We start from the raw sequence: 13,730 nt of genomic DNA, 5'->3' as shown, positions 1-13,730 counted from the left end.
AATAATCGCTTGGTATCTCTGATTAATCAGGCAGCCGACCATTTAAAGGGTTATTCTGTTCCCCGAGAATGGCCGTATAAGCCGAAATAATTGACACATTACGCACCAGAATCGTCATAGCCATGCACGACTTCCAGTCCAGACCCCATATTGCAAACCACTATCTTCAGGCGTCTATTAGCGGTGCCGAACGGCAGGGATTTCAGAGCGAAGCACTGTTGGCCAGCGCTGGCGTGCCGGCGACCTGGCTTGGCAAGCCCGAACGGCTAATCACCGAAGAACAGTTTACACAGCTGATCAAAACGGTATGGCGGGCTACGCGCGACGAATTCCTGGGACTATCCACCCGCCGCTGCAAAAACGGCACCTTCGCACTGATGACAGATTATTGTCTCGGCTCTGCAACCCTCGGCGCCGTCCTGAGAAAAAGCGCGCGCTTTTTCAGCATTGCCTGCGACAACATCAACATCGGACTGAGTAAAAGTGACCGCCACAAGCTGGTGTTCTTCCGCCTGAGCCTTGAAGACGCCAGTCGGGATACTGATCACATGTTGCAAGAGTTCCTGCTGCTTATGTGGCAAAGGTTCGCATGCTGGCTGGTGGACCAGCAGATTCCGTTTGCGACCACGCAGTTCAATTATTCATCGCCACCTCACGTTGCAGAATATCAGGCCATGTTCCCCGCTGAGCTGCAATTTGACTCAGCTATTTGCGGTTTTCATCTGCACGAAAAATATCTGCAACTGCCCATTACCCGAAGCGAAGCTGAGCTTGCCGTTTTCCTACGGGAGTCACCCGCCTATATCCTGCATCGCCCGGACCACGACGACAGCCTGCGCAACCGGGTTCGCGCTCTGATCGCGCAACAAAGCCTCAAAGACCAACCAAGCCTTGATGAAATTGCGCAACAGCTACACATGACACCCAGAAGCATCGGGCGTAAGCTTCAGGAAGAAGGTACCTCCTTACGCAAGATCAAGACGTCTTTGCGACGGGAGTACGCAATAAAACTCATGAGCACCGAAAACCTGAGCGTCGCCGACGTTAACGAGCGTGTTGGCTTTTCAGAAACCGCCTCGTTTTGCAGGGCCTTCAAGCGCTGGACCGGAAAATCTCCGTCTCAGTGGCGTGGATCAACAGCCGGTTAACACTTCACGCTGTGTGATTGGGTCAATTTTTTCGCCCTGCCCGATCATTCCCGCAGGGTCTGCTCCTCTGCGTCAAAGCCCGCACGCCCGCTTCAGATTGGCGAGCTTCAAATTGCCAATGCACATTCACTTTGCAGAACAGCGACACACCCGGCATCTTAGTGCCTCCTGTTACAATCCCGCGCAACCTGATATGCAGACAGGCCCGTTTTCTCATAAGCCCAATGTCGCAGACATTACCTCCAAAAATACTTTACGTTTACGTAAACTTTATCTAACCTTACCTAAAAAAGGATATCGCCATGATCGTAAAGAAAACGTTCAGTATCAGCGAGCTCTCAAATGAGTTTGACGTGACAACCCGTAGCATCCGCTTCTACGAAGATCAGGGCCTGCTGAGGCCGGCGCGTCGCGGGCAAACGCGAATCTTCAGCACCAAAGACAAAGTGCGCCTGAAGCTGATCCTCCGGGGCAAGCGCATGGGATTTTCTCTCGCTGAAACAAAAGAGCTTTTCGATCTGTGGGATGAAACCGCGACCGGCAATGAAAAACAGCTGTTGAAAATGCTGACCATACTGAGCAACAAGCGAGCTCACATGGAGCAGCAGAAAAGCGACATAGCCATGGCAGAAATGGAAATCGAGACAGCAGAATTACGCTGTCGGGAAGCGCTCGCTGAGCTGCAGAAAAAGAAAAAACAACTGGCCCCGGCCAATGACGAACATAGAAATGCTGCCGAGCAAAACTGACAGCAACTGACGCCAAACCCGGCAAGCCGTTTTCAAACACGTATCTGGCAGAACAAAAGGCAACCAAACATGAAATCACAGTACTCAGAACTCAACTTCGGCCTTGGTGAAACTCTCGATATGTTGCGCGAGCAGATCAACGGCTTTGCAGCTACCGAGATAGCCCCCCGCGCTGAAGAAATCGACCGCAGCAACGAGTTCCCCATGGATCTGTGGAAAAAGTTCGGCGACATGGGCCTGCTGGGCATTACCGTGGATGAAGCCTACGGTGGCTCGGGCATGGGTTACCTGGCACACGTGATTGCAATGGAAGAAATCAGTCGCGCATCCGCCTCTGTTGGTTTGTCTTACGGCGCTCACTCCAACCTGTGCGTAAACCAGATTCATCGGAACGGCACCGATGAGCAAAAGCAGAAATACCTGCCCAAACTCGTCAGCGGAGAGCACATTGGCGCGCTGGCCATGTCTGAGCCCAATGCCGGCTCCGACGTGATCTCCATGAAACTCAGTGCCAAAGACGCCGGTGACCACTACGTGCTGAACGGCAACAAAATGTGGATCACCAACGGCCCTGACGCCCACGTTTACGTTATCTACGCCAAAACCGACGTAAAAGCCGGCTCTAAAGGCATCACCGCTTTCATCGTAGAACGCGATGCCGAGGGCTTCAGCAGGCACCAAAAGCTCGACAAACTCGGCATGCGCGGTTCGAACACCTGCGAGCTCGTATTCCAGGACTGCAAAGTACCCAAGGAAAACGTCCTTGGCGAACTCGGTGGCGGCGCCCGCGTACTCATGAGCGGCCTTGACTACGAGCGCCTCGTTCTCTCCGGAGGCCCTCTGGGCATCATGCAAGCAGCTATGGACGTTGTGGTTCCTTACATCCGCGAACGCAAACAGTTCGGCCAGGCCATCGGCGAATTTGAACTGGTTCAGGGCAAAGTAGCGGACATGTACACCTTCATGAACACCGCCAAGTCTTACGTTTACATGGTGGCGCAATCCGCCGACCGCGGCGAAACCACCCGCAAGGATTCTGCTGGCGCGATCCTCTACTCCGCCGAAATGGCCACAAAACTGGCCCTGGACGCCATCCAACTTCTGGGCGGCAACGGTTACATCAACGAATACCCCACTGGCCGCTTACTGCGCGATGCCAAGCTTTATGAAATCGGCGCAGGTACATCCGAAATCCGACGCATGCTGATCGGTCGGGAACTGTTCCTGAACAAGTAATGGGTACTCGGCACTAATAAGTCGGGTAAACGTACCAAGTACAACGAGGGGGTGACGGTCTGGCTTTCCGGGAATGTCGTAGGCCATGGACGGCCGGAGACAAGCGCACAGGGATGTGCTCGTAGCGGTTCCCGGAAAGCCAGATCGTCGCGCCCGATGCACGGACCAGAAGCCCCATGACGATACTCCAAAGCAAAATAAACCCCCGGTCTGAAGAGTTTCAGGCCAAACAGGCCTCCATGGCAGAAGTCGTTGCAGATCTGCAGGACAAAGTATCCACCATCCAGCAAGGTGGCGGCCCCTCCTACCAGGAACGCCACATCGCCCGTGGCAAACTCCTGCCCAGAGAGCGCATCAACCGCCTGCTGGACGACGGCTCACCCTTTCTCGAAATCGGCCAGTTCGCCGCCTATAACGTCTACGATGAAGCCGTACCGGCAGCGGGCATTATCGCCGGCGTAGGTCGCGTTTCCGGCACCGAATGCATGATCATCGCCAACGACGCCACCGTAAAAGGCGGCAGCTACTACCCACTGACCGTCAAAAAACACCTGCGGGCCCAGGAAATCGCCTTGGAAAACCGCCTGCCCTGCATCTACCTCGTAGATTCCGGCGGCGCTAACCTGCCCTTGCAGGACGAAGTCTTCCCGGATCGTGACCACTTCGGTCGCATCTTCTACAACCAGGCTCGCATGTCTGCCGACGATATCCCCCAGATCGCCGTCGTAATGGGCCTGTGCACCGCCGGTGGCGCCTACGTGCCCGCCATGGCCGACGAATCCATTATTGTGCGCAACCAGGGCACCATCTTTCTGGCCGGCCCGCCGCTGGTAAAAGCTGCCACTGGCGAAGTCGTTACCGCAGAAGACCTGGGTGGCGCCGACGTACACTGCAAAATCTCCGGTGTTGCCGATCATTACGCTGAAAATGACGCCCATGCACTGGAAATTGCACGGCGCTGCGTTTCCAACCTCAACCGCCGCAAACCGGTTGACGTAGAGATTCGCAAACCCAAACCGCCCCTCTACGATCCCAATGAAGTCTACGGCATCGTCGGCACCGATCTGCGCAAACAGTTTGACGTGCGCGACGTCATCGCCCGCACGGTAGACGGTTCCGAGTTTGACGAATTCAAACGCTACTATGGCCAGACTCTGGTAACCGGCTTTGCCCACATACACGGTTACCCCGTGGGCATCATTGCCAACAACGGCATCCTGTTCAGCGAATCTGCCCAGAAAGGCGCGCACTTCATCGAACTGTGCTGCCAGCGCAATATCCCACTGCTGTTCCTGCAGAACATCACAGGTTTCATGGTAGGCCAGAAATACGAAGCCGAAGGCATTGCCAAACACGGTGCTAAAATGGTGATGGCAGTGGCCTGCGCGAACGTACCCAAAATCACCGTCCTGATCGGCGGCAGCTACGGCGCTGGCAACTACGGCATGTGTGGCCGCGCCTACAGCCCCGACTTCCTGTGGATGTGGCCGAATGCCCGCATCTCCGTTATGGGCGGCGAACAGGCTGCCGGTGTACTGGCTCAGGTCCGTCGTGAAGGCATGGAGCGCAAAGGCCAGGAATGGAGTGCAGAAGAAGAAGCAGCTTTCAAAAAGCCTATTACCGATACATACGAGCATCAGGGCCACCCTTACTACGCCAGTGCCCGACTGTGGGATGACGGTGTCATCGACCCGGCACAGACCCGGGAAGTGGTTGCCCTCAGCCTCTCTGCCACCCTCAACCGGCCGGCGAAGCCCACGCGCTTCGGCGTGTTCCGGATGTAACCGGGGAGAACGACCATGACAGATACCAATGTTCAGTCAGAACAGGAATCGGCCGTTCTGCTCAACCGCCGCGCCCAGGGTGTGACGGAAATCGTGTTGAACCGGCCCGACAAACGCAACGCCTTTGATGACGTAATCATCCAGCAACTGATCAGCGCAATAACAGAAGTAGACGCCGACAGTGAAACCAGGGTGGTGATCCTGCGCTCCGAAGGCAAACATTTCTCCGCCGGGGCAGACCTCGCCTGGATGCGCCGCATGGCAGACAACAGCCAGCAGGAAAATCTTGAGGATTCCCGCCAGCTTGCACGCCTGATGGACTGCCTGAATCATCTCAGCAAGCCAGTCATCGGCCTTGTTCAGGGCGCAGCCTACGGCGGCGCCGTCGGTCTGGCAGCCTGTTGCGACATCGTCATTGCGACAGAAACATCCAGCTTCTGCCTGAGTGAGGTCAAGCTGGGCCTTATTCCCGCAGTGATAAGCCCTTATGTGGTGCGCGCCATTGGTGAACGCCAGGCTCGCCGTTTCTTTGTTTCAGCCGAGGTCTTTAACGCCAGGGACGCCGAAGCATTCGGCCTTGTGCATATCGTCTGCGACGATATCGACGCTATGAACACCCGTTGTGACGAGATGCTGCAGCAGCTTGCCCAGAATGGCCCGGAAGCCATGAAAGCTGCCAAGAGTCTGGTGTTTGCCGTCAGCCACAAGCCCATCGACGGCATTGTGATTGACGACACCGCGCACCGCATCGCTGATATCCGCGTAGGCAAAGAAGGTCAGGAGGGGCTAAGTGCCTTCCTGAACAAACGTCGCGCCAACTGGATTCCGGAGAGCAACTAACATGTTCAGCAAAATACTCATTGCCAACCGGGGCGAAATCGCCTGCCGGATTATCCAGACCGCACACCGTATGGGTATTCGTTGTGTCGCCGTTTATTCCGATGCAGACGCCAACGCCCACCACGTCGCCATGGCAGACGAAGCCTTCCACATAGGCCCGGCTCCCAGCTCGGAGAGCTATCTGCGTGGCGAAAAAATCATTGAGATTGCCAAGCAGAGCGGCGCACAGGCCATCCACCCCGGCTACGGCTTTCTTTCCGAGAACACCGGGTTTGCTGAAGCCTGCGAAGCAAACAACCTGGTGTTTATCGGGCCACCCTCTTCTGCCATTGCTGCCATGGGATCCAAATCGGCCGCCAAAGCCATTATGGAAAAAGCCGGCGTACCGCTGGTGCCCGGGTATCACGGCGATGATCAGGCCCCGGAAACCCTGCGTGCCGAAGCTGAAAAATGTGGCTTCCCACTGTTGCTTAAAGCGGTTGCTGGAGGCGGCGGCAAAGGCATGCGCGTGGTTGGGAACATCGGCGAGTTTGATGATGCACTCGCCGCGGCCAAGCGCGAAGCAAAGAACGCCTTCGGCAATCCGGACATGCTGATAGAGCGCTACCTGACCCAGCCACGCCACGTTGAAATCCAGGTATTCTGTGATCAGAGCGGCAAAGGTGTCTATCTGGCCGAGCGTGATTGCTCGGTTCAGCGTCGTCACCAGAAAGTTCTGGAAGAAGCCCCGGCTCCTGGCCTGAGCGAAGAAACCCGTCAGGCCATGGGTGATGCTGCTGTTAAAGCGGCCCAAGCCATCAACTATGTAGGCGCTGGCACCGTGGAGTTTCTCTACGATGTCGACGGTTCGTTCTTCTTTATGGAAATGAACACCCGCCTGCAGGTCGAGCATCCGGTTACCGAAATGGTGACCGGCCAGGATCTGGTGGAATGGCAGTTGAAAGTGGCCTGGGGTGACCCCCTGCCGCTGGAGCAATCCCAGGTAAAAATCCGTGGCCATGCCCTGGAAGCCCGCATTTACGCCGAAGACCCGGATCAGGACTTCCTGCCCGCCACCGGCAATCTGCGGTACCTGAGCACGCCCGATGAAAGTGCCCATGTTCGCGTAGATACCGGCGTGATCGAAGGCGATGAAATCAGCATTCACTACGACCCGATGATTGCCAAACTGATCGTATGGGATGAAACCCGTGATCAAGCCATCAACCGCATGGTTCAGGCACTTGAGCATTACCGGATCGCGGGTGTAAAAACCAACATCCGTTTCCTTCACGCGCTTGCCGATTCACATCCGTTCAGGGAAGCCGACCTGACAACCGGCTTTATCGACAGCCATCGGGAATTGCTGTTCCCGAAATCAAAGCTGGACACACACAAAGCACTGGTGCTGGCAGCAGGCTTTGTGCTGGAGGAGCGTAAATCCGCTGAATCCATCAGCACGGACCCCTGGTCGCCATTCGGTCGCCGCAATAGCTGGCGTCTGAACTCGGAATACGCCCAGCCCCTGCAGTTGCAGGTAGGTGACGAGATACACGAGCTGAAAATTCTCGAGAAGGATGATCGATACGAGGTATTCGTGGATGGCAGCGTATACAGCATGACTGCGAAGCTTGATGACGACTATCTTCAGGCGGTGATCAATGGCCACAGGATCAGCATCCACGGCAACCTGCACAATGACCAGCTCGTGCTCTTCTACGAAGGTGATACCTTCCAGTGCATCCTGTACCGGGAAAACTACGTTTCTGACGACATGGCTGCAGAAGGCGGCCTGACCGCACCCATGAACGGCGCTATTGTGGCCGTTCAGACCAAGGTGGGCGACACGGTTGCCGCTGGCCAGACACTGGTCATCATGGAAGCCATGAAGATGGAGCACGCCATCAAGGCACCTGCAGACGGTGTTGTCACCGAAATTTTCTTCACCGAAGGCGAACAGGTGGCGGAAGGAGCGGAACTCATTGCCATCGAAGTCGTGAAAGAAAACACTGAGGAGGTAGGTTAATGGCCTTTCCCGAACAGGCACGGCTGGTTGAAATGAGCCCCCGGGACGGACTGCAAAACGAGTCGGGCCCGGTGATCGCCACAGACATCAAAACCGGGCTGATTGACCGGCTTGCGGATTGCGGCCTGACACACATTGAGTCCGCAAGCTTTGTTTCACCCAAGTGGGTGCCGCAAATGGGTGATGCCGCTGAAGTGATGGCCGGTATCAACCGCAAAGCCGGCGTACGTTATTCGGTTCTGACCCCCAACCTCAGGGGCTTCGAGAATGCCCTGGCAGCGGGTGCAGATGAAGTGGCCGTATTTGGTGCGGCTTCAGAATCGTTCAGCCAGAAGAACATTAACTGCTCCATCGCAGAAAGCCTGGAGCGTTTCCTGCCCGTGATGGAAGCAGCGAAAAAGCACAAGATTCCGGTGCGGGGTTATGTGTCCACCGTACTGGGTTGTCCCTACGAGGGCGATATTGCACCTGAACAAGTAGCAAAGGTCGCCAAAGACCTGGCCGACATGGGCTGCTATGAAATCTCTCTGGGCGATACCATTGGCGTAGGTACACCACTGAAAGCCAAGCGTATGCTGGAAGCCGTAACAAAACACGTACCCGTAGAGCGCCTGGCTGCTCACTTCCACGACACCTATGGCCAGGCTCTGGCCAATCTCTACGCGGTACTTGAAGAAGGCGTAGCGGTTATCGACGCCTCAGCGGCCGGCCTTGGCGGCTGCCCCTATGCCAAAGGCGCCTCCGGTAACGTCGCCACAGAAGACGTGCTTTATCTGCTCAACGGCCTGGGTATCAGCACCGGTGTGGATTTGAACAAACTGGTGGCTACCGGCGAATGGATCAGCAACCAGCTCAAACGACACAACGGCTCGAAAGTGGGCCAGGCTCTTAAATCCTAAGGATCTGACATGACCAATAACAAAGATGTTGTCGCTCTGGATCTTCCCATTCCTGACATGAAAGACCTCCCCGAGGATGTCCGGAAGTACTTTGAAATCTGTCTTGAAAAGCTGGGGATGGTTCCCAACGTGCTTACCGCGTTCAGCCAGAACCTCAAGCAGCTGGACGGCTTCACCCGTTTCTATAACGAACTCATGATGGGTGAAAGCGAGCTCAGCAAGCTGGAACGGGAAATGGTTGCGGTGGTGGTCTCCTCAGAAAACAAGTGTTTCTATTGCCTGGTGGCGCACGGCGCGGCAGTCCGCGTTTTGAGCGGCGATCCGACACTCGGCGAGCACCTGGTGATGAATTATCGGTCTGCCAAACTGGATAAGCGCCAGCGCGCCATGCTGGATTTCGCATCCCTCCTAACCCGTTCCCCGGCAACGGTTGCCGAAGACGAGGTGCAGGCGCTTCGGGATGCAGGGTTCAGCGACAGTGGAATCTGGGATCTGAGCAACATAATCGGCTTTTACAACATGTCGAACCGCGTGGCGATTGCCAGCGACATGCGGCCAAATCCTGAATACCACAGCCAGAGCCGCTAACAAGCTCAACAATTCTCAGACCTCGACCACAAAAACAAATGGAGGCAGACAATGAACCAGACTCTTCCAAGCTCCTATCCAAGTTACACCAGCGGTACCTCCGAAACACCACTGCTGGGCATGACCATCGGCGAAATGCTCGACCGCACCGCCGACAAGTATCCCGATACCGAGGCTCTGGTGTGCCTGCACCAGGACATACGCTGGACCTATAAAGAATTCCTTGCCAAGGTCAACGAGGCGGCACGGGCCTTCCTGGCCATTGGCGTCAAGCGCGGTGACCGAGTGGGCATCTGGGCACCCAATCGCTATGAGTGGACAGTGACCCAGTTTGCCACCGCCAAGGTAGGTGCCATTCTGGTCAATATAAATCCGGCCTATGGCATGCACGAACTGGAATACGCCCTGAACCTGGCAGGCATTAGCGTACTGGTTACCGCCGACAGTTTTAAAGCCTCTGATTACCGTAAAACGCTCTATGAGCTGGCACCCGAGTTGAAAGCCAGCACTCCGGGCAAACTCAAGGCCCAGAAGGTTTCTGACCTGCGCGCAGTGATCAACCTGGATGCCGAAAAACACCCAGGCATGTGGAGCTGGAATGAGTTTACCGGCTTTGGAGGCAACGTAAGCCAGGACGAAGTAAACAAAATTCAGAGCCAGCTTCAGTTTGACGACCCTATCAACATTCAGTTTACCTCGGGCACCACTGGCAGCCCCAAAGGCGCCACCCTCACCCACCACAACCTTCTGAACAACGGATTCTTTGTGGGTGAAAGCCAGGTTCTGACCGAGAAAGACCGGCTGGTTATTCCGGTACCTCTTTACCACTGCTTCGGCATGGTAATGGGCAACCTTGGTTGCATCACCCACGGCTCTACCATGATCTATCCGGGTGAAGGCTTTGAGCCCAAAGCCGTGCTGCAGGCGGTCCACCAGGAAAAGGCTACGGCACTTTACGGCGTGCCCACCATGTTCATCGCGGAACTGGCCGAGCCGGAGTTCGAATCCTACGACCTCTCAACCCTGCGCACCGGCATCATGGCAGGCTCAATCTGCCCGGCGGAGGTGATGAAAAAGGTCAATGGCAAGATGAACATGAAAGAGGTTCAGATCGCCTACGGCATGACCGAAACCAGCCCGGTTTCTACCCAGACCAGCTCTCTCGATCCGTTCGAGAAGCAGGTCACCACTGTAGGCCGCACCCAGCCGCACCTGGAAACCAAAATCGTCGACCCTGCGACCGGCAACGTGCTGCCCCGTGGCGAGATTGGTGAGTTGTGCACCCGCGGTTACAGCGTGATGCTGAAGTACTGGAACAACGAAGAAAAAACCCGCGAAGCGATCGACGACGCCGGCTGGATGCACACCGAAGACCTGGCGACGATGGACGAAGAAGGCTACATCCAGATTGTCGGCCGCATCAAGGATATGGTGATTCGTGGCGGCGAAAACATCTACCCGAAAGAAGTCGAGGAATTCCTTTATACCCACCCTTCGATTGAAGAAGTGCAGGTTACCGGTGTTCCCGATGACAAGTACGGTGAGGAACTGATCGCCTGGGTCAAACTGCGCCCCGACGCAGACCCGGTGGACGCTGACGGCCTGATGGCCTTCTGCAAAGGCAAGATTGCCCACTTCAAGATTCCCCGGAACTACAAATTCGTGGATGAGTTCCCGATGACGGTTACCGGCAAGATCCAGAAGTTCAAGATGCGGGAAATTTCCATTGAAGAGATGGGACTGAAAGCAAATTAGGCACAGGGGAACAATAAAGCACGCAGCTCAACCCGACACATTATGGGGCGTCGGGTTGAGCCAAGCCACATCTGCATCTTCGAGACTGTTTGACTGCGATTAGCCGGAACTGTGCCTGTTTTTCAGGGCCGGCGTTGATTAGGCTTTGGAGGGTTCCAAAAACTATCAACAAAAACAAGAGGTAGTCGTCATGCACTATCAACGCAGTTTTCTAGCGCTCGCCTGCAGCGTCTTTATTTTGCAGGGTTGCCTGGACTCCGATTCCGATTCCGATTCCGATTCGCAGTCCAGCAATCCCGGACAACAAGACCCGAGCCCGGATTTAACCGGTTTTGATATAGCCTCCGCCAGCTATTGCGACCATACGGTGCAAGGGCACTGCATGTATCCCTTTCCCAACAATTTCTTCACGCAGAACGATGAATTGACGTCGACCGGGTTGCGAGTCAACTTTCAGCTTGCTGGAATGCCCGTGGCTGCGCCGATCGATCTTCCCGCGTCGCCAGCGGATAATCGGTACGTTCCAGTAAAAACCACGGAGCCCACACCGATAAACCCTGAGCAGTGGAATCGCAACGACGGCTTTTCGCCCGGTTCGATGTTACTGGCGCACCTGCCCGGCATTGATCTGGCAGCCACCGGAGCGGCTCCGCTGACTGATCTGGAGCAGTCACTCGAAGAAGACGCACCCATTCTGGTGTTCAATGCGCAGACCCTGGAGCGTCAGTTGATCTGGGCAGAGCTGGACGCAAACAACACGGACCTCGCACAACAGGCACTGATTATTCGCCCTGCGAAAAACTTTATCGAAGGTGAACGCTATATTGCGGTTATCCGCAACGCCAGGAATACCGATGGCGAATTGCTGAAACCTAACGAGCTGTTCCGTGCCTATCGCGATGGCATTGCTACTGGTGAGGAGGCGTTTGAGACTCGCCGTGACACAATGGATGACCTATTCGAGACTATTGAGGATGCCGGAATCTCCCGTGAGGAGGTGACCCTGGCCTGGGACTTCACCATAGCCAGCCAACAGTCGCTTACCGAGCGGTTGTTGAGTATTCGTGATGATGCATTCAGTCGGTTAGGTGGTCAGGCTCCGGTGTTCACCGTTACCGATGTTCTGGAAGATCCGGCCAGTGGTCTGAGCCGGAACATTGTCGGCACCTTCGAAGTGCCCAATTACCTTAACCAGCCAGGTGGCGGGGTGGGTGCGACCTTCAATTATTCCAACGATGGCCCGGACGCCCTACCCGAAGTACTCAATGGCAACGACGTAATGCAGGCCAGGTTCCGTTGCCAGATACCCTCTATGGCGGTGGCTGATTTTTCAGACCCGAACAGCCCGGTTGAGCCGGCGCGGGCAGCGCTCTATGGGCATGGACTGTTCGGCCAGAGCGCCTATGAGCTCAAAGGTGGCGAGTTTGGCAGCGGGCACGTACGTGCCCTTCAAAGCGAGCACAATATTGCCTTCTGTGCCACAGACTGGATCGGCATGGCTCAGGAAGACATAGTCGCTGGCAACATCCATCGAATTCTGGCTGACCTGAGTGACCTGCCCAAACAACTGGATCGCAGTCAGCAGGGTCTATTGAACTTCATGTATCTGGCCGAACTGATGCGCCACCCTGACGGCTTCGCCAGCAATTCCAACTTCCGCCACGGGCCAGGCGATACTCTGGTCTATGATCCAACCGAGGTGTTCTATGACGGCAACAGCCAAGGCGGGATTCTTGGCGGCGCACTGGTTGCCACTGCACCCAATATCCACCGCGGTGTGCTTGGCGTCCCGGGGAGTAACTACAGCCTGCTACTGAGGCGTTACGGCCCATTTGATCAGCGTTTTGGTTCGGTGCTCTATGAAGCCTACCAGGGCGGCCTGGACCAGTCCCTGAACTTCGCTCTCATGCAAATGCTGTGGGACAGGGCTGAGAACAATGGCTATCTCAGCCATCTGGCGGGAAATCACCTACCCAACACTCCGACTGAGAAAAAGATTCTGCTGCACGTGGCGTTAGGCGACTATCAAGTGACCCAGTGGAGTGCGGAAATCTTGGCGCGTACCGTTGGTGCTGCAGTGCATGAACCTACCGCCCGCTTGGGGGAAAGCCCGGACAGCAACCCACTCTTCAACATCCAACGGATCGAGCAGTACCCTCACACGGGCCACGCTCTGATGATATGGGATTCAGGTGATGTGCTCGAAATCAGCCCAGGCAAATTCAAGGGTAACCCCTTGCCGCCGACTAACAACACCGGCCCCGACACCGACTACGGCAATGACCCGCACGAGTCACCGCGCAACACTGTGGCGGCTCGGGAACAAAAATCTGCCTTCATGCGGAGCGACGGCGCAGTCATTGATGTGTGCGGGGTGACTCCGTGCTACAGCGATGATTACACTAACAAATCCCGTTTACCTTAATCAATAAGCCCCCACCGGTGGCGGCAATACAATTCCTATGATGCTGTCGCCGGTCCGGGTGCTACCCTCCTTGCGCTTCAGGTAGCGCATGATGGGTGCGCCATAGGCGCAAAGAAACTCCGTTACGCTCTCTTCCTGGCGCCACGTCGATCCTCCCCGCTCCATACAAAAGCCCGAACCAACCTCACGACAGTGATGCTGAATCAATGCGGCTTGCATTAGTTTGGGGTCAGCTTCCAAAAATCCATTTGACAAACCGATCACTGTCGTGATGTTATCACCAGCAACAATGTTATCGATG

General features: G+C 55.8%; 11 protein-coding genes. 10 read left to right on the top strand and 1 reads right to left on the bottom strand.

Annotated features, from left to right (window positions below; translation table 11 throughout):
* The first annotated feature begins 122 nt into the window (after positions 1–122).
* The 10 genes from FFI90_RS16290 (at position 123) to FFI90_RS16245 (ending at position 13,429) form a co-directional block, all read left to right on the top strand.
* On the top strand, positions 123–1,148 hold the full coding sequence (locus FFI90_RS16290; protein ID WP_144779470.1) for an AraC family transcriptional regulator: 1,026 nt from the start codon (positions 123–125) through the stop codon (positions 1,146–1,148).
* A gap of 302 nt (positions 1,149–1,450) precedes the next feature.
* Complete coding sequence (locus tag FFI90_RS16285) at positions 1,451–1,897, top strand: MerR family transcriptional regulator (RefSeq protein WP_144779468.1); 447 nt, start codon at positions 1,451–1,453, stop codon at positions 1,895–1,897.
* A 69-nt stretch (positions 1,898–1,966) separates the two neighbouring features.
* A complete protein-coding gene (locus tag FFI90_RS16280; protein WP_144779466.1) occupies positions 1,967–3,133 on the top strand; it encodes an isovaleryl-CoA dehydrogenase in 1,167 nt (388 codons plus the stop codon).
* Positions 3,134–3,309: 176 nt separating this feature from the next.
* The gene (locus tag FFI90_RS16275) at positions 3,310–4,917 is read left to right on the top strand and encodes a carboxyl transferase domain-containing protein (RefSeq protein ID WP_144779464.1); all 1,608 of its coding nucleotides are present in this window, start codon (positions 3,310–3,312) and stop codon (positions 4,915–4,917) included.
* A gap of 15 nt (positions 4,918–4,932) precedes the next feature.
* Positions 4,933–5,757, top strand: a complete 825-nt coding sequence (locus FFI90_RS16270) for an enoyl-CoA hydratase-related protein (RefSeq protein ID WP_144779462.1) — start codon at positions 4,933–4,935, stop codon at positions 5,755–5,757.
* 1 nt (position 5,758) lies between these two features.
* Positions 5,759–7,762, top strand: a complete 2,004-nt coding sequence (locus FFI90_RS16265) for an acetyl/propionyl/methylcrotonyl-CoA carboxylase subunit alpha (protein ID WP_144779460.1) — start codon at positions 5,759–5,761, stop codon at positions 7,760–7,762.
* On the top strand, positions 7,762–8,661 hold the full coding sequence (locus tag FFI90_RS16260) for a hydroxymethylglutaryl-CoA lyase (protein WP_144779458.1): 900 nt from the start codon (positions 7,762–7,764) through the stop codon (positions 8,659–8,661). Before FFI90_RS16265 ends, FFI90_RS16260 begins: the two co-directional genes overlap by 1 nt.
* A 9-nt stretch (positions 8,662–8,670) precedes the next feature.
* Positions 8,671–9,249 carry a peroxidase-related enzyme gene (locus FFI90_RS16255; protein WP_144779456.1) on the top strand — a complete coding sequence of 193 codons (579 nt, stop codon included), beginning with the start codon at positions 8,671–8,673 and terminating at the stop codon, positions 9,247–9,249.
* Positions 9,250–9,300: 51 nt separating this feature from the next.
* Positions 9,301–11,004: an AMP-binding protein gene (locus FFI90_RS16250; RefSeq protein WP_144779454.1), complete on the top strand. Its 1,704-nt coding sequence runs from the start codon at positions 9,301–9,303 to the stop codon at positions 11,002–11,004.
* Between the two features lie 190 nt (positions 11,005–11,194).
* Complete coding sequence (locus tag FFI90_RS16245; RefSeq protein WP_144779452.1) at positions 11,195–13,429, top strand: hypothetical protein; 2,235 nt, start codon at positions 11,195–11,197, stop codon at positions 13,427–13,429.
* Here FFI90_RS16245 and FFI90_RS16240 read toward each other — a convergent pair whose 3' ends face one another.
* Complete coding sequence (locus FFI90_RS16240) at positions 13,430–13,648, bottom strand: hypothetical protein (protein ID WP_144779450.1); 219 nt, start codon at positions 13,646–13,648, stop codon at positions 13,430–13,432.
* Positions 13,649–13,730 lie beyond the last annotated feature (82 nt).

The organism is Marinobacter maritimus (assembly GCF_007671675.1).
GTDB classification, from domain to species: Bacteria; Pseudomonadota; Gammaproteobacteria; order Pseudomonadales; family Oleiphilaceae; genus Marinobacter; species Marinobacter maritimus.
The sequence above is the reverse complement of the archived record's forward strand: the minus strand, read 5'-3'. Positions and strand labels throughout refer to the sequence as shown.